Source organism: Sulfuriferula sp. AH1 (genome assembly GCF_002162035.1).
Classification (GTDB): domain Bacteria; phylum Pseudomonadota; class Gammaproteobacteria; order Burkholderiales; family Sulfuriferulaceae; genus Sulfuriferula.
Genome location: NZ_CP021138.1, coordinates 1410113 through 1430106, shown reverse-complemented (window position 1 = coordinate 1430106; position 19994 = coordinate 1410113). Strand labels below are relative to the sequence as shown.

Annotated in this window: 14 protein-coding genes; 6 read left to right on the top strand and 8 right to left on the bottom strand. The window is 52.7% G+C overall.

All coding sequences use genetic code 11. The annotated features are described in order from the left end of the window. Positions 1–138 precede the first annotated feature (138 nt). Positions 139–2652 carry a tetratricopeptide repeat protein gene (locus CAP31_RS07225; protein ID WP_223247410.1) on the top strand — a complete coding sequence of 838 codons (2514 nt, stop codon included), beginning with the start codon at positions 139–141 and terminating at the stop codon, positions 2650–2652. 34 nt (positions 2653–2686) lie between these two features. On the opposite strand, the gene CAP31_RS07220 is transcribed toward CAP31_RS07225, so the two are convergent. Next, on the bottom strand, positions 2687–3622 hold the full coding sequence (locus CAP31_RS07220) for a hypothetical protein (protein WP_157662696.1): 936 nt from the start codon (positions 3620–3622) through the stop codon (positions 2687–2689). 232 nt (positions 3623–3854) lie between these two features. Between CAP31_RS07220 and CAP31_RS07215 the strand changes: the two genes are divergently transcribed. After that, entirely contained in the window at positions 3855–5216 is a 1362-nt protein-coding gene (locus CAP31_RS07215) for a glycosyltransferase family 2 protein (RefSeq protein WP_087446919.1), read from the top strand. Here the strand turns inward: CAP31_RS07215 and CAP31_RS07210 are convergent, their stop codons facing one another. The 7 genes from CAP31_RS07210 to CAP31_RS07180 all read right to left on the bottom strand — a co-directional run bounded on the left by CAP31_RS07210 (position 5217) and on the right by CAP31_RS07180 (position 13279). Beyond that, positions 5217–6062, bottom strand: coding sequence for a sulfotransferase domain-containing protein (locus CAP31_RS07210; protein ID WP_157662695.1), 846 nt, complete (start codon positions 6060–6062; stop codon positions 5217–5219). Further along, entirely contained in the window at positions 6014–7045 is a 1032-nt protein-coding gene (locus CAP31_RS07205; RefSeq protein ID WP_087446917.1) for an NAD(P)-dependent oxidoreductase, read from the bottom strand. The genes CAP31_RS07210 and CAP31_RS07205 overlap by 49 nt, the downstream gene beginning before the upstream one ends. Beyond that, a complete protein-coding gene (locus CAP31_RS07200; RefSeq protein WP_157662694.1) occupies positions 7038–7685 on the bottom strand; it encodes an HAD family hydrolase in 648 nt (215 codons plus the stop codon). Before CAP31_RS07200 ends, CAP31_RS07205 begins: the two co-directional genes overlap by 8 nt. After that, positions 7682–8857, bottom strand: coding sequence for a class I SAM-dependent methyltransferase (locus CAP31_RS07195; RefSeq protein WP_157662693.1), 1176 nt, complete (start codon positions 8855–8857; stop codon positions 7682–7684). The genes CAP31_RS07200 and CAP31_RS07195 overlap by 4 nt, the downstream gene beginning before the upstream one ends. Positions 8858–8864: 7 nt before the next feature. Next, positions 8865–9704 carry a class I SAM-dependent methyltransferase gene (locus tag CAP31_RS07190; RefSeq protein WP_157662692.1) on the bottom strand — a complete coding sequence of 280 codons (840 nt, stop codon included), beginning with the start codon at positions 9702–9704 and terminating at the stop codon, positions 8865–8867. A gap of 243 nt (positions 9705–9947) precedes the next feature. Then, the gene (locus CAP31_RS07185) at positions 9948–11771 is read right to left on the bottom strand and encodes a thiamine pyrophosphate-binding protein (RefSeq protein WP_087446913.1); all 1824 of its coding nucleotides are present in this window, start codon (positions 11769–11771) and stop codon (positions 9948–9950) included. Continuing rightward, positions 11771–13279 (bottom strand): N-acetylneuraminate synthase family protein, encoded by a 1509-nt coding sequence (locus tag CAP31_RS07180; protein ID WP_189836659.1) that lies wholly within the window; start codon positions 13277–13279, stop codon positions 11771–11773. The genes CAP31_RS07185 and CAP31_RS07180 overlap by 1 nt, the downstream gene beginning before the upstream one ends. Positions 13280–13674: 395 nt before the next feature. On the opposite strand from CAP31_RS07180, the gene CAP31_RS07175 reads away from it, so the two are divergent. The 4 genes from CAP31_RS07175 to CAP31_RS07160 all read left to right on the top strand — a co-directional run bounded on the left by CAP31_RS07175 (position 13675) and on the right by CAP31_RS07160 (position 19990). After that, entirely contained in the window at positions 13675–14061 is a 387-nt protein-coding gene (locus tag CAP31_RS07175) for a hypothetical protein (protein ID WP_157662691.1), read from the top strand. Positions 14062–14133: 72 nt separating this feature from the next. Then, positions 14134–15369 carry a TolC family protein gene (locus tag CAP31_RS07170; protein WP_189836658.1) on the top strand — a complete coding sequence of 412 codons (1236 nt, stop codon included), beginning with the start codon at positions 14134–14136 and terminating at the stop codon, positions 15367–15369. Further along, positions 15366–16859 (top strand): efflux RND transporter periplasmic adaptor subunit, encoded by a 1494-nt coding sequence (locus CAP31_RS07165; protein WP_087446910.1) that lies wholly within the window; start codon positions 15366–15368, stop codon positions 16857–16859. Before CAP31_RS07170 ends, CAP31_RS07165 begins: the two co-directional genes overlap by 4 nt. Further along, complete coding sequence (locus CAP31_RS07160; protein ID WP_087446909.1) at positions 16859–19990, top strand: efflux RND transporter permease subunit; 3132 nt, start codon at positions 16859–16861, stop codon at positions 19988–19990. The genes CAP31_RS07165 and CAP31_RS07160 overlap by 1 nt, the downstream gene beginning before the upstream one ends. Positions 19991–19994 lie beyond the last annotated feature (4 nt).

Sequence of the window (19994 nt, the reverse complement as noted above, 5' to 3'; positions counted from 1 at the left end):
TGTTGGCAGATCGATTGATATCGACTGATCGGGCAACCTGGCCGGTTTTCAACTATCGCAAATCCCCCCTTGGCGTAAAATCATGTTTGATGCGATGAGCACTGACAAATGTAATAAACTTACTGCATGAAACCTATCGTGCCTAACGTTGAATCATCTCAACAATCTGCTACTCATACTTTCGAGCAAACTTTCCAGCAAGCCGTAATTCATCATCAGGCAGGTCGGCTGACAGAAGCTGAAGAACTCTATCGCAGTATCCTGCAACACGATCCTAATCATCCTGAAGCAAACCATAACATGGGCGTTTTGGCGCTCCACATGAAACAGCCGGTAGCCGGTCTGTCCTATTTCATCGCCGCTCTGGAGGCCAACCCTGCTCATGGACAATACTGGCTAAGTTATATTGATGCATTGTTTCAGGCCGGTCAGCCGGATGCAGCGCGAGAGGTATTGGCCTTGGCCCGTCAGCAAGGCTTGCAAGGCAGCGAGATAAATGTTCTGGCGGCGTGCTTGAAGGAGAATGTGAAGCATGAAGCGGCCAGGCAAATAAAACCTGCTAAAAAATCGACTCAGCACAAAGGTAAGGCGCCTGACGCATCAGAGATAAATGCGATTGTGGCTTTGTTCACCGAAGGACGATACGCAGAAGCGGCAACGTTAGCCCAAAGGATGACGGTACGCTTCCCGTCCGCTGGCTTCGGCTGGAAAGCGCTGGGCACGGTACTTATGCAGACAGGGAAGAATGATGAGGCGCTGGTACCCATGCAGAAAGCTGCAGCGCTCTCGCCGGACGATGCTTATGCATACAGCAATCTGGGTAATCTATATAGCAGCTTGAACCGGCCCGATGAAGCGGAAGCGAGTCTTCGCCGAGCGTTGGCGATTGATGCGGATTTCGCCGAAGCTCATTGCAATCTGGGTTCGACCTTGCAGGAACTGGGGCGTCTGACGGAGGCCGAGGTCAGTTACCAGCGCGCACTTGAGATCAGGCCCGATCTTGCCGAGGCACATTACAATCTGGGTAATTGCTTAAAGGAATCAGGCCGTTTGAATGAAGCCGAAGACAGCTATCGGCGTGCACTTGGAATCAAGCCGGATTATGTTCAGGTGTATAGCAATCTCGGCATCATGCTCAATGGTATTGGACGGCCAGATGAAGCAGAGGCAAGTCTCCGCCTAGCGCTGCAACTCAAGCCGGATTATGTTCAGGCGCACAGCAATCTGGGCAATATTCTTCAGGATATGGGGCGTCTGGCTGAGGCGGAGGCCAGTTACCGTCGCGCACTGGAAATCAGGCCGGACCTCGCGGAAACGTATAACAATCTGGGCAATGTGCTTCAGGATATGGGCCGGCTGGATATGTCTGAGGCCAGTTATCGACAGGCTCTGCAGCTCAAGCCGGGTTATTTTAAAGCGCATAGCAATCTATTGTTTTCACTTAATCATTCGGCGAGCAATGCGCCCTCTTACGGATTTGCGGAAGCACAGCTGTATGGCCGAAAATTGAGTCAGCAAGTTGCGTCACGATTTACGGAATGGTCATGCACTTTGCACCCGGAGCGGTTACGAATCGGATTTGTATCGGGCGATTTCAAGAATCATCCCGTAGGCTATTTTCTGGAAAATCTGCTGAATCATCTGGATTCAGCCGCTGTCGAGCTGATTGCTTACCCAACCGACTCACATGTCGATGAGTTCACGGCACGAATCAAATCCCTCTTTTCTGCATGGAAACCTTTGTCCGGCTTGAGTGACGAAACCGCCGCACGATTGATACACAGCGACAGTGTCCATGTGCTGATCGATTTGTCCGGCCATACCCGCTATAACCGGTTGCCGGTGTTTGCCTGGAAACCCGCCCCGGTACAGGTAAGCTGGCTTGGGTATTTTGCAACCACAGGCGTTGCGGAAATGGATTATCTCATTGCTGATCCATGGACATTACCCGAATCTGAAGAAATCCATTTCACCGAAAGAATCTGGCGATTGCCCGAGACCCGGCTGTGTTTCACGCCACCCGATATCGAGCTGGATATATCACCGTTACCCGCGTTGACGAACGGATGCATCACCTTCGGCTGTTTCAATAACCTGACCAAAATGAATGATGAGGTCATAGCTCTTTGGTCGCGAGTGCTGGTATCCGTACCCGGCAGCCGATTGTTTCTCAAGGCCAAACAACTTACGGAATTGAAAGTACGCGAGCACACGGTCGAACGTTTTGCCGAACATGGCGTCGATGCTGACCGGTTGATCCTGGAAGGCCCTGGCTCCAGGGAAAAATACCTCGCTACTTATCATCAGGTCGATATTGCACTTGACCCGTTCCCCTATACCGGCGGTACTACCAGTGTTGAAAGCTTGTGGATGGGGGTACCGGTATTGACCCTGACTGGAGCGAGTTTCCTGTCCAGACAAGGTGTCGGAATCCTGATGAATGCGGGCTTGCCGGAATGGGTTGCGACGGGCAAGGATGACTATGTGAGGCGCGCAGCATTGCTGACCGGTGATTTGCAAAGACTCTCTGCACTTCGAAATGGACTGCGTCAACGACTGCAGATGTCTCCGATTATGGATGCCCGGCGCTTTGCGATTCATTTTGAAAGCGCTGTTCGCAGCATGTGGGAGGCATGGCGCCATCAACCATGACGGCTTTGCATGAGTACGGATATTACTGCATTATTTAGTTATTTTTCAACCGCGCTTTGGCTGCATTCTGAGTCACTTCCACAAAATAATCGAGTTGCGCCCAGGCGGTTTTCAATACGATTTTTTCATGATTGATGCGAAAATTGTGGACATGTGCTTTTGCCCGTGCGATTGATTCGGGTCGATCGTCCATGATCACCCCGCTATCGGTACCGCATGAAAAATTCACTACATGGTCACGCCAATAATCTGTCTCGATAATCGATACCGGACAGCCGCACAATAATGCTTCCGTAACCAGTGCGCTCGGTTCATATACATAAAGCAGCTTGGCGCGCCGCAGCAAGGACGCAATCTCGGCATGTGTCAATGTTTGATCCTTGCACAGGCTGATTGCTCCCTGCACGTGCTCTGTGAGGGCCCCGCCATTGAACAGATATTTATGAGCATAAAAACAAACCAGATCACGAGCATCATCATCGGGGTTATTATCGTTATTGAAGATGGATAGATCGCAAGTCGGAATATGCAATAGATGCCCCTGCATTCCTGCCGGGAGATAGATATGTGAATAGGCAAAGATAAGATCATCTTTTGGGAAAGAGGTATCGCCGCCTACATGTCCAGGTGTGTTCAATAGCCATCGCACGACGATGCCGCCTGCGGCGAGCGGGTCGCCGGACACGATTTCCGGATAGACCATAATGGGTTTTCTGCCAGATGCATGATGCTGCATCATGATTGCAGGCGTTAAGACAGGCGTCCTCAGTCGGGGGTCTGTTACTTCACAAGTTACATACGCTTCTTTACCGCTTTCATTTAGGGCATGGCAAAGATAATGCAAAGCACGGATACCAGCCGATTGCTGAAGAAAATCCAGAGCGAATATATAGTAAGGCGCGTGATCGGTTGAATAAAAATTGCGCATTTTGTTGTCTTTATGAAGATGAGCAGTGACCAGCCAAAACAATTTTTGTCTCGGGCAAAAAACAGATTCCAGGCGAGCCGTGTCAGCTGGAGTCCTGCGGGCCAACGATTGAAAGTTTTGCCCGCGAAAGCAAGCCTATGGATGGCGCATAATCATTTGTATTCTCGTTGATTGCTTTCATCCTGACAAGCGCTATTTCTTGCCTGGAGCTAATTTCAAATCGTGAGTTATGACGATATGATACGGGCTTAGTCCATTTTCCATTTTGCATGCCATGAAGCCCATACTTTCCATTTGCATTCCTACGCTAAATCGAAGTGCGTTACTGGAAGTCATCCTGGAGAATTTGACGCGAGAAGCTTTTGCTTATCTCGACAAAATCGAGATTGTAGTCGCAGATAACGCATCAATCGACGAAACCGCGGATGTTGTTCGGCGCAGTGCTTTGCCGATTATCTATGACAGGCAAGAAAGTACCGTCGGATTTGCCCGTAATGTGTTATTTGCCACAGCAGGTCTTGCCTCAGGTGAATTCGTATGGGTAATCGGAGATGATGATCTTGTCTTGCCTGGCGGCGTTGCACGCATACTTGAGTCTATCAGCAAGACGCCCGATGTCGATTATCATTACCTCAACTTTGGCTGGATAGATTGCCAGTTCCGCACCCAGGTGGTGCGAGAGATGGATGGGCAACCGCCAGCGTCTTCATTTAACCGACTGCAATGCAAAGAGACCAATTGGCAGCGCTTGCAGCGTCTTGAAGATGTGGTGTTCCTTCCAGCTGACAACCCTTCTGCCATTTTTAGCGGCGTGTTTTGTTTTGTGACACGCAGGCAGTTTTTCATCGATGCCGTGGACACTTTGCGTCCCAGCGACAGTCTGGACGGTTCCTCCACCATCATTGCCGATTGTTTCCCTCACGCCATGCTTTCCCTGCCCAGAGTGGCAGGAAAACCTATCGCCTATGTCGGCACGCCCTGCCTCATGCAAGGCATCAGCGGCTGGGAATGGGGTAGCTACGCATACAAGAATATGATTTTTGGCACACACCAGTTCTTTGAATGGCTCGGACAAACATCTTTTGCCAGCGATGCCATGCAGCATCTGTGGAATAGTTATTATCAGATGGCCGGGCGACTGTTTTTTCGCATGCTGCATTACAAGGAAGAACATAAAGGGCTGGATATCGTTCTGGAGAAAGCGATTCCAGCCTCTGCCGGTCACCTGTTATTTTGGGATGCTTTTACGGCGGAGTCGCGCCTGAATCTCGAAATGGAACATGATGCTGAAAACTTATCTGCGTGCGTTACCCAAATAGCCGCAGAAAACCCTGAAGCCAGAATCGGGCTATGGGGCATATTGGGAAGAGGCCGTCTTTTTGTAAAAATTCCCCCTCTGTTGCACAAGAATCTGGTTTGGGTCGCTGATCGGGATACCTCGCTACATGGCACACTGTTTGATGGTACAACACTGCATATTGCCCATCCTGCCACATTGCCTGATGCCGCGCTGGACATCCTGGTAATTGGTGCGCGCAGGGATTTTGTCGATGAAATAAGCACTACTGCGATGTCTGTCATGAAGACAGGTGCGAGCATAATCAGCGTTAAAGGCAGGATTTCCGTGCACACATGATTACGGGTAGCCGATTATTTCATTCACGTTATTTCCCTGAAGATCATGTATCCGCTCAGTAAACCACTGCTCCGCAAAGTGCGACCAATATCTTTGACGGATTGTCACCCCGTCGGACTTTGTAAGTGTTTCGGCGCCCATAACGGATTTAAGCATGGCCTTTACATCTTGCGGGGCTTCAATCTCCAGAAACTTCGCAAGTGATTTAATGACCATTCCAGTCATAGTCTGGTTAGCGCCAATCAAGTCTTCAAAGCGCAGCTTGAATATTTCCATTCCTTGGCACGGATTGTGTATATCGTATTCCCAGCAGGCAATTAGTTTCATATGCACCAGCGGTCCTACCTTTTCTGCATAGTTCAACAGGTATTGCTTGAATCTTTCCCGCTCATCCGTGATCTTGCACCAAGGATGAGCCTGTTCGGTAATAACGCCAACGCTAATCATATAGCGCATATGCGATATCAGGCAGTCCCTCAAATCCTGCACCAGAAAAATGATTTTAATATCGTTACATAAATGCCGCTTCACTTCCGGTATCGGGGGCAAATGACCCAGGGCAAACTTCCCGCTTTGAATCTTTGCCAATGAATCACCCAGTGGCATAGTCTGGAAACGCTGCTCTTGTTCACTCATGGACATTTTTTTCGGCGCATTCCGAAAATCGTATATCCCGATCGCCTGATCATCATAGCGCACATGTAGATGCGTATCCGTGAACCCTATCCTGCTTAATACCTGGGACATCAAATAAGTCCCCGCCTTCGGTACCGAAACCAGTATCACCCGCTTTTCCATTACACACAGCTCGCCATACGCTTGATTCCTGTTGTCATGTCCGTCCATATCCCGACACCAATATCCTGCTGAATACGCGACACATCAGGGATGTAACGGATACGCCGCGCAGATTGGGGGCGGTCGAGTATTGCCACTGAGTTGTCCAGGCCCAAGGTGTTGCCTATCAATTGAGCCAATTCATCCAGCCTGAAAGCTTCATCAGAACCCACGTTGTAAGGCACGCCTGATTTCCCCTTGCACGCAAGCGCGAACAGCCAGATAGCAAGATCAGCTGCATACAAATAGCTCCTGACCGTTTTCCCATCGCCTGTAATTACAATACGATCATTTGCCGAGGCGCTGCTTATCAATTGCCCTATCGCAAGATGCGGCGGCAAACCATAGCCGACAAAGGCAAAACATCGGGCAATGACGAGTTCTATCCCATATTCACGACCATAGCATACCGCCAGCATTTCCATCGCCCGCTTACCTTCAGCATAGGCATCCACAGGGTCAGTCGAGTTACACGCGTAGGGAGCATTTTCCGGAATATGCGATACTTCGGGAGGCTGTTCACCATAGATAGCACCTGAACTGATTATCAGGACACGACATGTTCCGCAGGCAACGGCATGATCAAGAACACGCTGCGTCCCCCGCATAATAGTGTCAAACAGTTCACGCGCATGATGGGCGGCATCAGGGCTGGTGTCCGCGGCCCCGTGGATGAACAGGTCGAAATTTCCTCCAGGGATGGGGTAATCCCGCACATCGCCGCGGATAAATTGCAGCCACACAGCCTGTCTGAATTCAGGATAACGCTCAAGAAAACGTTCAGGATTGCGAGACAGCGCAACAACCGATATGCCCCCTCCCCATGCGTTCAGTTGCGCCAGGGTCATCAGCAGCCAATAGCCGATAAAGCCGGTTCCACCCGTCAGGAATATGCGTTTACCAGTTAGCTCCGGGAGTGGATATAAGCGCAATACGCGTATGACATCATCGATAATCGTCGCCCGGCAGGCAGCAGATTGCGATTCAGTCATTGCGCACTTGTTGCAACAAGGATGCGGGCGAATTCAGTACCCGCCATTTGCATGCGCTATCGAAATCACCATAGCCCCATGCCACACCCAGGAAAGCCATGTCATTTTGTTCCGCCGACAGCGCATCTTCCATTTTATCGCCTATATAAAGCACCTCGGATGGCCGCAGCGTCTGTTCTGTTAGCAGGCATTCAAGCAAGGAGCCTTTGTCCGGCAGGCGCGGGTTGAATAAATCCAGTGTATACACAGACTGAAAATACGAATTCCAGCCCAGGTAATCCAGTATGAGCCGGGTCGGCGCCAACCGTTTATTGGTAGCGAGGTGCAGCATAAATCCACTGGCATGCAAGGTCGCCAGTAATTCCGGCACGCCGGAATATACTTTGGTCTCCTTGTATCCGCTTGCATCATAGTGGCGTTTGAAGGATTCAACATAAGTGTTGATGATATGCAAATCATCGACACCCGTCAGTATCGACAAGGTTTCCTGTAACGGTGGCCCTATCAGTTTGTTCGCAAGCGGCACTTTGGCAGTCATGCCTGCTTCTTTCAGCACCATGGCGAATGACGCGAGAATGCTGGGAGCGGAATCAATCAGTGTTCCATCCAGGTCAAAAATCAGTACCGGTTTGTGCGTCATGGATAAAGTCTCAGTATGGGATTGGGAAATTGCCGCCCAATAAATTCTGCGATGGCATCTTGTGCGCCAAATGACGAAACGACTATGGTTGCATCCGGCCATTGCCCCAGATCGGCGGATGAACATACTTGATGTCTGCCTATCATCTTTCCCAACAGATTGGGATTGCCATCTACAATTCCGACGATACGCTCGGCGATACAGGCAGCTGCCATTTTCGGCAACAATCTCGCACTATGACTGCCGGCACCATAGATCACCAGTTGTCTGGCATTGCATTGGATGATTGTATCGATCACCTGTCCCATCAATTGCCCTGAAAGCGTCAAGTAATCCTGAAGCCCGACAGGATTGTATGGCATATCGGCGGTTGCCGGCTCTTGCCGTACGAACAGCCCGAACAGGCTATCGGTGACGCCTTCGGAAAGCGCTACGATCTCGCCAGCTTTGCGGACATAGCCTAATTCCGCCATCAGGCGGTCAAGCGATTGCGTCGAAAAGTATTGAATATGCTCCAATGAGAACTCGCCGTAGGGCTCCAGCGGAGTTCGAGTGAAACGTTCAGATGCAGGAACTTCCACCATAATCATGGCCCGATGATTCAGGTCCTTGATCAGCGCAGCCAGATCGGTGCGCAAGTCGGGCAGATGTTCCAGTACTCCCGTCAAACAAATCAGCGCAGCCTGATCAAGCGGTAGCAGTTGCGGTGCCTGACGGACGATTCCCGTTTGCACATTTTGCAAACCGAATAGCGCATTTGCTTTGGCTGATGCCTCGGGCGCGGGGTCTATCCCATACAGGCATGCCCATCCTGCTGTATGAAAAGCATTGAGCAGAGCCCCGTGGCCACACCCAATGTCGATGATAAGGGCGTCAGCGGTCAAATGCGGCACACATAAATTAACTGCTGCGGCCATGCGCACTTGATCGACAGGGCGAATCTTCGCAGTTGAAGTCATTACATCGTATTTTGACAATTCCCGATAATACGCCTCGTAACTGGCGGATTCGGGCAATTCCGATGCGTAGATGAAGCCGCAATCAGCACAGTTGACTACTTGATAACTCATGTCCAGACCGCCGATCGGGGTCATGGTATTGGTATATAAATGCGTGGCGTTATCGCTATCGCATACAGGACACGGGCGATGCCGAGGGTAAATTGTGGTCACAATCGATTCATCCGAAAATAGCGTCAAGGCCATAAATTGTGTGGGATGGCACGCCTTGTTCTTGTAATGCGGCCCTGATCTCGGTTTGATAGCGCAAGCTGGTTACCAGGATGGGCAGCCCGGTAAATTTTACCGGATTAAACGCTTCAATCCGATAGCCTGCCATACGCACTCCATGTCGGGTTGTATCGGTATCGACGAGGGCGGCGGCTGACAACTCAAGAAGAAGCGGAGCGACGTAGTTGTTGAAATCGCCGCCGATACCGTAGATAACGAATTTATCAGGGAAAGTGGTCTTGAATTTGGCAATCAACTGATTGCGCCGCGTTTGTGCATCTGTGCGCAAATAAGCCTGGGCGCGCAAGCTGTCGGAATAGACGGCGGATTCAAAATGCCCTGACGTTAATTGCTGAATCGAAAACCCTGCCTGATGAAGTAACTCGGATAATGAGGTCATGGTGAATTGATGGATATGTTCGGCATTGGCATCCCATGACAACAATGGGTGCCCTGCTTCGTTTGGCACTTCCACGACCAGCTTTCCCGATGGCTTCAATAGCCGCGACCAATGCCCGAGTTCGGCGTGGATATCCGGAATATGTTCAAGCACATGAAAGGAAAGTATCAGATCATAAGGGCCGTCCTCCAATGCCGCTGCAGCATGGCGGCTGACATGATCCAGCCATCGCATGGCAACCAGCGCATCTTCCGAAAGCTCTATTCCGGTATATTCGACATTTGCAATTGCCTTGATACGCCTCCCCAGCTCTCCCTCGGCGCATCCGATTTCCAGTATCCGCATGCCATCATGCAATAGCGGTGTCAGATCATTCAGCCGGTCGGTCATCTTTCTGTTACAGGCTGAATCAGCAATCATATTACGCCCACGCAATTGGGCGTAGTAGTCATGCTGCTGGGTGAACGGTATTTCAGCGGCTGCACGCCAGCGGTGGCCGCAACGGCGGCAAAGATAGCAGGCAACAGGGCTATTGTACTGGGCTGTCTCTTTGCCAAGACAGGCTGGACAAACAGGCAACATCGATTACAACCTGCTTTCCATACGATACATGACGTGGTTATGCATGCTGAATCAACGTTTGACGCTTAACGAAGCAGGATGCAACGGAATCAGCATTTCCTGCTGCAGTTGCGCCAATGGCAATAAGGGCGACATATCCTCTAGCGGCATTGAAATCATGGTGCCGTCCGCTTGCGGCATGGCAGCCACCTTGGGCCACAAGATTTCATTGGGCATTAACATGATTTCACAAATAAATGGCCCCGGCTGATTCAGAGCCTTGCGCACGCCCGCCTGCAAATCGGCAATATCGTCTATCCGCATCGATGGAATCCCGTATGCATGGGCGACATCCTGCAAGTCGGGTAACGTCAGATTTCCTTCCGGCCCAGTAGCGACATAGCGTCCCTGGAAATAATTGCGTTGCGTATTGCGGATGGAGGCATAACCTTGATTATTCATAAGAAACATAATAATAGGCAGATCAAGACCGCGCAATGTGGCAAGCTCCTGAATGTTAAGTTGCAGGCTGCCGTCGCTTTCGACGGCTACCATGCGCTTCTTGCCTGCAGCGAGACAGGCGCCAATGGCGGCAGGCAGGCCATAGCCCATGGAACCCAGGCCGGATGTCAGGAATACGCGTTGGCCCGGTTTATTGCGAAAAGCGGTGTAAAACGCTTCGACACCCAACCCCGAGCTGCCTGTGACAATCAGGGTGCCCTCGGCGATTTCATCCGATAACATATCGCTGAGCTGATAATGGCTGATCGGGCCTGTCGTCGGAAACGGCGCGCCATCCATGACAGGGTAGCGCTGTTTCCATGACCGGCACCGCGCCAGCCAATCCGTACGTTTGCACTGAAGATCCAATGCGTGTGTCAGCAAGGCATCGATAGTGCGTCCTGCGTCTGCCTGCATGCGCACGTCAATGGGCATATCGAGTTTTGTCAACTCGCTGGCATCGATGTCAATCACCACCTTTTTTGCCGCGCGGGCGAAGTTTTGCGGACTATAGGCCGTCACCACGTTGTCGAGCCGGCAGCCGATAGCGATCAGCAGGTCACAATTCTGCACGGCAAAATTGGGGGCACGCAATGCCACGACACCCGGTTTACCGACACATAACGGGTGCGCATGGGGGATCAGATCCATGGCGTTCCATGTCGTTACCACCGGAATGTCCAATGTTTCGTACAGGCGTCTGAATTTATCGGCTGCGCCTGAGAGGCGAATGCCATGGCCGGCAAGAATCAAGGGACGCTCGGCATGATTCAGCAAATCAAGTATCTGCTTAATCTGAAGATCGCCAGGCTGTAACGGCGAGCTCTGCGATTCAGGCGTATAGCCCGTTAATGCGTCCGGATCGATTTGGCTCGCCTGTACATCCAGTGGCACATCAAGCCAGACCGGACCTTGCCGTCCGTCTCGCGCCAGCGTCAATGCCTTTTCGAGGTGATAACGTACCTGCAAAGGGTCGTCCAGGGTAACCGCATATTTGGTAACGGATTTCACGATTGAAACGATATCAACTTCCTGCGGGCCCATTTGCCGAACGCCACTGTCGCCCAGCATATCTGTGCGCTTGACCTGGCCGGATATGACCATCATCGGAACCGATTCTATCCACGCACCGACTACGCCGGTTATCGCATTGGTAGCGCCTGGTCCAGTGGTCACCAGTGCTACGCCCAGGTTTTCGTTGACGCGGGCATAGGCTTCAGCCGCAATCGAACAGGCCTGCTCGTGATGATTCGGCACGTAATCCATATCCGGATTGAGCCCGAGTGCATCCACTAGATACATGGCCCCCCCGCCGGGTAGTACAAAAACATGTTTCACGCCTTCAGCGGCAAGACGCGTCATGATGTAATCGGCGACACGAACCAGATTGCTCATTATTTCATCCAGTGGGGTAATAAAGTCTTGCGGTTTTTATTGGCCTGAATCGCCTCGTCCGTGTAATAGGAATCATCCTGATGATGCGTTGAAGATATTTCCTCGAATACTGCGCCTCCGGGGCTGAAGAACATATGGCGTACGCCCCGGTCAACCATTACCACCTCGCCGGGATTATAGGTTCTTTCCTGGCCATCCAGAGCAATATGTATCTCGCCGTGCAGGATGTGGAAAGTCTCTTCCTTTTTCAGATGATACTGTTCAGGATGGGTTTGGCCAGGCAACATGACGATCAGCTTTTTGCAGTATTCCCTGTTCACCACCGTAATCAATGCCAAACCGTATTCGTCGAATTGTTCCAGGCCATAATGATGGGAGATTTCCAGATCGGTATTGCCGGGCACGATAACATGGCCTTCCAGCAGTAAAATCTTGACCCGTTGAACGATCTCGGCGATTTTCTGCCGAGTGTCGTTACAATGGACATTCGCATCCGTGAGCGCGGTATTCGCCGGAATTTCCTGAGTAGCTACAAATTTGGCGAATTTCGACCAGTCATTCGCAGTGACCTGATTTTCCTGTGGAGGAAAAGCCATAAATACATCGGAATCGGTGACAGCCTCCCCTGCCTTTATCGGATGCTTGGCAAAGATGCCGCGACGCAGGGAGCGTAGACTCGCCATTTCGGCATCCGTGGCCTCGACCCGTACGCTATCCGGCAGACCGCACATTTCATAAGCGCGCTGAGCAGATCGCAGCCAGGCCACTATTTGTTGGGGTGTTGCCGAATAATTATTCAGCGGCAATTGTTCGGTCGGAACGCCTACATGTTTTTCGAAAATGACGGCACCCTTGGCAATAGCCATCTGGATAGCTTCACAGTTATCAGGCGATTCGTGGGTCGAATAACCAATTGATACGTTTGGATAGCGCGCCCTGAGCAAATCAATCTGATTCAACTGGAGATGCGCCTGCAAGGTCGGATATTCGCCGACGCAGTGCATCAGGCTGATGAATTTGCCACGGTGCTCGAAATAGCTCAGCACCCGGTCGATATCTTCCAGATCGGCACCGGCTGTGGAAGCGATAATCGGTTTGTCTGCTTTGGCTATGCGTTCCAGCAACGGCCAGTCAGTGAAAGAGCAGCTGGCGATCTTGATGATGTCGATGTTCTGGGACTCGATAACGTCGACCGATGGTTCATCGAACGGGGTCGCCATGGCGAGGAAGCCGCAACTGCGCATCTCTGCCACCAGCAAATCAAAATCCTGCCGGTTCAGGCGCGTTTCGGCGAAGCGCTTGACGTACTTGATGTCATCACGCTCTTTAGCCGCAGGATGGATGAATGTGTCCAGATCCCGGTATTGCAGTTTGAATGCGAATTTGAACGGAAATTCCCGGCATATTTCGCCAAATGCACGAATTATGGCCAGTCCGTGTGTGACGTCACCCATGTGATTATTTGCCATTTCCAAAACGAAAAGCGGCGTCGGGATGGTCGTGGGCATTAATAATCTCCTCAATGAAACGTGTTATCAGCCAGGCCCGAAGAATTCGACGGTTCTTTAAGCCTTACGCAAGCCAAGACTGTCTGCAGGGTCACGCAGACGCATTGCCTTCATGCATCCAGTATAAACGATGGGGCTTGATTTAATCCGGTTTCGATCCCATAGGGATGAATTTCGGGCTGGATTGCTACGACTTTAGCTAATTGAAAAATCGATTATGCAAAACACCCATTGACATCAACCTCGTCAGCGATTCTACCTTGAAATAATCCGGATTTCATCCCGCGGTAATTACATTATCAGTGGGACTGTCATTGGCAGGCTGAATCAATTCAAATATTTGGTATAAACATCTGCTTGTTATCGTAAAAATAATCGATTAGACTGAAAGGATCATGCGTATTATTAGCCGGAAATTACTGATGACCATTGCCCGCCTGGTGCTGGCAGTGATGCTGTTCGCCCAGTATTCGCTGGCAACGCAGGCATGCATGTTGCCGGAAGCAGAACCGGCAATGGCTTTCGCTGCCGACGACATGCCGGATTGTCATATGCAAGATACCGACAAGCACAATCCGAATGCCTGCTTCGTGCATTGCACATCAGATTATCAGATGCTGGGCACTCACCATGGCGCCTTCGATCTGCCAGTGGTCATGCTGCCAACAGCACTGACATCCGCCAGCCAGCCTGGCCCAACCCCATCCCGGTATTACCCTGTTCTGCTCGCACGGATTGTCGGGCCGCCCCCCTACCTGCTGCATCAGAATTTCCGCATTTAAAACTCCTACGGTTTCATTAACCGCCGGCTTGTGTCGGCCTGATTTTCGTTAATGTTGTCGCTTGGAGTTGCCATGTTTATCCGAATAGTCTTAATAACAGGGCTTACCGTTTTTGCCCCGTTCGCGGTTGCTGACCAGTTGCGTCTTGATGACGCAATGAATCTTGCTGCCGTCAATCAACCTCTGCTTGCCGGTCAACGCGCCTTGATTGATGCCGATCGGCAAGCTGAAGTGGCCGACAGGCAATTGCCTGACCCCAAATTAAAACTGGGCGTCAGCAATGTACCAGTCGATACTTACAGTCTGACCCAGGACGGGATGACGCAACGTACCGTCAGCATCGAGCAGAGCTTCCCTGGCGGGAATAAACGCGAGTTACGGGGGCAGCTGGCGCAATCCGAAACCGAGCAAAGCAAGGCCGATCTGGCTGCCAGTACCCTGGATGTGAAACGCGCCGCAGGACTCGCCTGGCTCGATCTGTATTATCCATTGCAGGCGTTGCATCTGCTTCATGAGCAGCAACACGCCTATCAGCAGCAAATCGCTGCTGCACGTATCAGCTACCGGGCCAATAAAGGCTCGCAAGCCGAGGTGCTGGGACTGCAAAACGGCTTGAATCAACTACTGGATAAGGAACTGGAATTCAAGGCGCAAGCCGAACGTGCGCGCGCCCTGTTGGCTCGCTGGATCGGCGCCGAAGCCAAACGCGAACTGGCAAACCAATTGCCGAATTACCCGCCGCCAGCCACACTATCCCGGCTCGATGCGCAGCTCGGTCAGCATCCTGAAATCCGCAAACTGGATCAGGCTATCGTATCCGCCAAAACGGATGTGGCGCTGGCCAGGGAAGCCAGCAAACCGGACTGGAGTGTAGAGCTCGGTTATTCAAAACGGGGCCCGGCTTATGCCGACATGGTATCGGCGCAAATCGCGGTAGATCTGCCGGTCTTTCCCGGTAATCGGCAAGACCGCACTAGCGCTGCCCGCCAATTTTTACTGAGCAAAGCCCGCTATCAACGTGAAGACCGGCTACGCAGCATGCAAGCCGATCTGGCCGCTGCATACGCCGAATGGCAAGCTGCTACCAGCCGGATTGCGCTGTTGCAAAAAAGTACGGTTCCCGATGCCGCACAGCGCATTTCGGCGGCGCTAATCGACTACGGGACGTCGGCATCCGGCATGGGTGATGTATTCGAAGCTCACCACGCCATGCTCGATGCCAATTTGCAATTGCTCGCACAACGGGTAGCGCAAGCGCGCGCTCGGGTACAACTCAGCTATTTCTCAGGCGAGGAAAACTCAAAATGAAAAAAACATCATTATTCATCGTGTTATCCATGCTGTTTGCCGGCGGTATCGGCTATCTGGCGGGACATAATACCCCCCAGCCGTCTGCGACATCCGCGCCCGTCCAGCCGCAAAAAGAGCGCAAAGTGCTGTATTGGTATGACCCTATGGTGCCTAACCAGCATTTTGACAAACCCGGCAAGTCACCTTTTATGGACATGGCGCTGGTACCCATGTATGACGATGACAGCGCCGTGCCCGGTACTGTAAAAATCGATCCGTCCACAGTACAGAACATGGGGGTACGTACCGCCAAGGTGACGCGTGCGAATCTGGATCGGCAGCTCGATACGGTGGGCTACATCAACCCGGACGAGCATCGCATTCAGGTGGTACAGACCCGTGCCGCGGGTTGGGTGGAGCGGCTGCATGTCAGTGCCGTAAACGATCCGGTCAAACGCGGGCAATTGCTGCTGGAACTGTATTCGCCGGATCTGGTCGCTGCACAGGAAGAGTATCTGCTGGCACGGCAGAATCGTAATGAAACCGATGGCAGTGCCTTGCTTCAGGCGGCGCAAGCCAAATTGTCATTGCTCGGACTCGGTTCCAAACAGATCGCCCAATTGCAGGCAGGTAACAAGCCCAGCCGCCTGATTGCCTATTATGCACCCGGCAACGGCGTGGTGACTGAGCTGAATGTACGTCAAGGCGCGCAGGTTGCTCCGGGCATGAATCTGTATTCGCTGGTTGATCTGTCCAGCGTCTGGGTCACCGCCGAGATTCCGGAAAATCAGGGCGGCTGGATACATGAAGGCATGGCAGCCAGCATCACGGTGCCTGCTTATCCCGGCAAACAGCTGAGCGGTCACGTCGAATATGTCTACCCCAATGTTGCACAGGCAACGCGCACACTGCAGGTGCGGATACGTCTTGCCAATCCGGACGGCCTGCTCAAGCCCGGCATGTTCGCCAATGTGGCGCTGAAAGACGGTACAGGACAGGCAGCGTTGCTGGTGCCGAGCGAAGCGGTGATTACCACAGGACGGCGCAGCGTCGTCATTGTCGCGGATGGTGACGGCAAGTTTCATCCGGTGGAAGTGCATCCGGGCAGGGAGTCTGGCGGCCAGTATGAAATTCTGGATGGCTTGACCGAAGGACAGACCATCGTGCTTTCCGGGCAGTTCATGATTGATTCCGAGAGCAATCTGAGAACAGCGCTGGATCGGCTGCAATCTCCTGAAAACACACGGAAGCAAGATGCAAAAATGCCCATGCCGCCATCGTATAAAGGCCACGGCAAGGTTAATGCAATTGATATGGAAGATGGCAGCGTCAACATCACGCACGATCCTATCCCCAACCTGAAATGGCCGAGCATGACCATGGATTTCAGCGTCAAGGATGTGCAGATGCTGAAGGCCATCAAACCCGGCGATATCGTGGATTTTGACCTGGCGGAATCGAGCAAGGGCGAATACGTGATTACCGGCATCAGCAAAGGAGCGCACTGATGATAACGGCACTGATACGCTGGTCGCTACAGAACCGCTTTCTGGTCATCGTCGCCGTTGTGCTGCTAAGTGCGTGGGGCGTGCGCGCCATCACGGAGACGCCGCTGGATGCGATTCCCGACCTGTCCGACGTGCAAGTGATCATCAAGACCGGTTATCCCGGACAATCGCCGCGGGTGGTTGAGGATCAGCTCACCTATCCGCTTACCACCACCATGATGTCGGTGCCCGGCGCGAAAGTGGTGCGTGGTTACTCATTCTTCGGCGATTCGTATGTGTATGTGCTGTTCGAAGATGGCACCGACCAGTACTGGGCACGCTCCCGCGTGCTGGAGTACCTCAACCAGGCGGCCGGCAAGCTGCCCGCCGGAGTCAAGCCCGAGATCGGGCCGGACGCTACCGGGGTCGGCTGGATCTACGAATACGCTCTGGTCGATCGCAGCAATAAACATGATCTGTCGCAGTTGCGCAGCCTGCAGGACTGGTTCCTTAAATATGAGCTGCGCAGCGTGCCCGGCGTGGCCGAAGTGGCGACCCTGGGCGGCATGGTCAAGCAATATCAGATCGTGGTCGATCCCCAGCAATTGCGTGCCTACCGGATCCCGTTGTCCAGGGTCATCCAGGCGGTGCAGTCAGCCAATCAGGAAACCGGCGGCTCCGTGGTGGAGATGGCTGAAGCCGAATATATGGTACGTGCGACCGGCTATCTGAATTCCGTTGCGTCTATCCGGAATATCCCTGTCGGGATGGGCGACGCCGGCACGCCGATATTACTGAAAGATGTGGCACGGGTGCAGATCGGGCCGCAATTGCGGCGCGGCATCGCCGAACTCAACGGCAATGGCGAGGTGGTCGGCGGTATCATTATCATGCGTTCCGGCAAAAACGCGATGGATACGATCAAGGCGGTCAAGGCTAAACTGGAAACCCTGAAACAGGGTTTGCCCGCTGGTGTGGAAATCGTGCCGACCTACGACCGCTCGGATTTGATCCAGCGCGCAGTCGATACACTCAGTCATAAACTGGTTGAAGAGTTCATTGTAGTAACATTGGTTTGTTTGATATTTCTTTTCCATTTACGCTCTGCTCTGGTGGCTATCATCACCCTGCCCATTGGCATTCTGGTCGCTTTTATCGTCATGCAGCATCAAGGCATCAACGCCAATATCATGTCATTGGGCGGTATTGCCATCGCTATCGGCGCGATGGTCGATGCTGCGGTGGTGATGATAGAAAACGCGCACAAACATCTGGAAGCATGGCATCGGCAATCTCCGGATCAGCCGCCTTCCGCTGCACAACACCTGCAATTGATTGCACAGGCGGCGGCTGAAGTCGGACCCGCACTATTCTTCAGTCTGCTTATTATTACCGTGAGTTTCGTGCCTATTTTTACCCTGCAGGCGCAGGAAGGAAAATTGTTCGCACCGCTCGCCTTTACCAAGACTTACGCCATGGCGGCTGCGGCCGGTTTATCGGTGACGCTGGTACCGGTGCTGATGAGTTACTTCATACGCGGCAAGATCGTCGAGGAAAGCAAAAATCCGCTCAATCGCTGGTTGATCGCGGTTTATCGGCCATTGATCGCACGCATACTCCGGTATCCGAAAACCACGCTGGGCGTCGCAGGCTTGCTGCTGTTGCTGACCTGGTTCCCGGTTTCCCAGCTCGGCAGCGAGTTCATGCCGCCGCTGGAAGAAGGTGATCTGCTGTATATGCCTACTGCGCAACCCGGATTGTCGGCGGGCAAAGCCGCGGAACTGCTGCAGCAGACCGATCGGCTGATCGCAACGATTCCTGAAGTCAAACGCGTCTTCGGCAAGGCTGGCCGTGCGGAAACGGCGACCGATCCTGCCCCGCTGGAAATGTTCGAGACCACCATCCAGTTCAAACCCAAAGCGGAATGGCGTCCGGGCATGACCGAAGCCAAGCTGGTAGACGAACTGGATCGCACAGTCAAACTGCCCGGTCTGTCCAATGTCTGGGTGCAACCGATCCGCAACCGTATCGACATGCTGGCAACCGGCATCAAGACACCGGTCGGCATCAAGATTTCCGGCCCCGACATCAAGGTCATCGAGCGCATCGGCGAACAGATCGAAGGCCTGATCAAACCCATTTCCGGCACTGCCTCGGCATTGGCGGAACGCCTGAATGGCGGTCGCTATATCGACGTCAATATCGACCGCACGGCTGCGGCCCGTTACGGATTGAATATCAAGGATATCCAGGAAGTCATTGCTACGGCGGTTGGCGGCGACAACATCGGCGAGACCATCGAGGGGCTGGAACGTTATCCTATCAATATCCGCTATCCGCAGGCGACGCGCGACTCTCTGAGCCAGCTGCAATCCTTGCCCATCATTACCGATAGCGGTGCCACCGTACCGTTATCGGCGGTAGCCGAGGTGAAAATCGTAGATGGCCCACCCATGCTCAAAAGCGAGAATAGCCGCCCCAGCGGTTGGGTATATGTGGATATTCGCGGCCGTGATCTCGGTTCTTATGTTGCCGAGGCACAGCGAATTGTGCGCGACAAGGTGAAATTGCCGCCAGGATACTCCATCGCCTGGTCGGGTCAGTTTGAATATCTGGAGCGCGCCAGCAAGCGTATGGCGATGGTTGTGCCTTTGACTCTGTCCATTATTCTGCTGCTGCTCTACCTGACCTTCCAGCGCGCCAGCGAAGCCTTGCTGATTATTGCAACCCTGCCCTTCGCGCTCATAGGCGGATTCTGGCTGATCTATTTGCTGGGTTACAACATGTCAGTCGCCGTCGCTGTCGGTTTTATTGCGCTGGCGGGCGTTGCGGCAGAATTCGGCGTCATCATGCTGCTGTACCTCGATCAGGCTATCAATCGATATCAGGCTGAGGGCAGGCTGAATTCGCGGCAGCGACTGATGGAAGCCATTATCGAAGGTGCCGTGTTGCGCGTACGCCCTAAAGCCATGACGGTGATGGTTATCGTTGCCGGCTTGCTGCCCATCATGTTCGGCAGCGACACCGGCTCGGAAATCATGCAGCGTATTGCGGCACCGATGATAGGCGGTATGATTACCGCTCCCCTGCTCTCCATGTTTGTTGTACCGGTTGTGTACCTGCTGTGGAAGGGCCATAAGTTAAATCCATAAATTT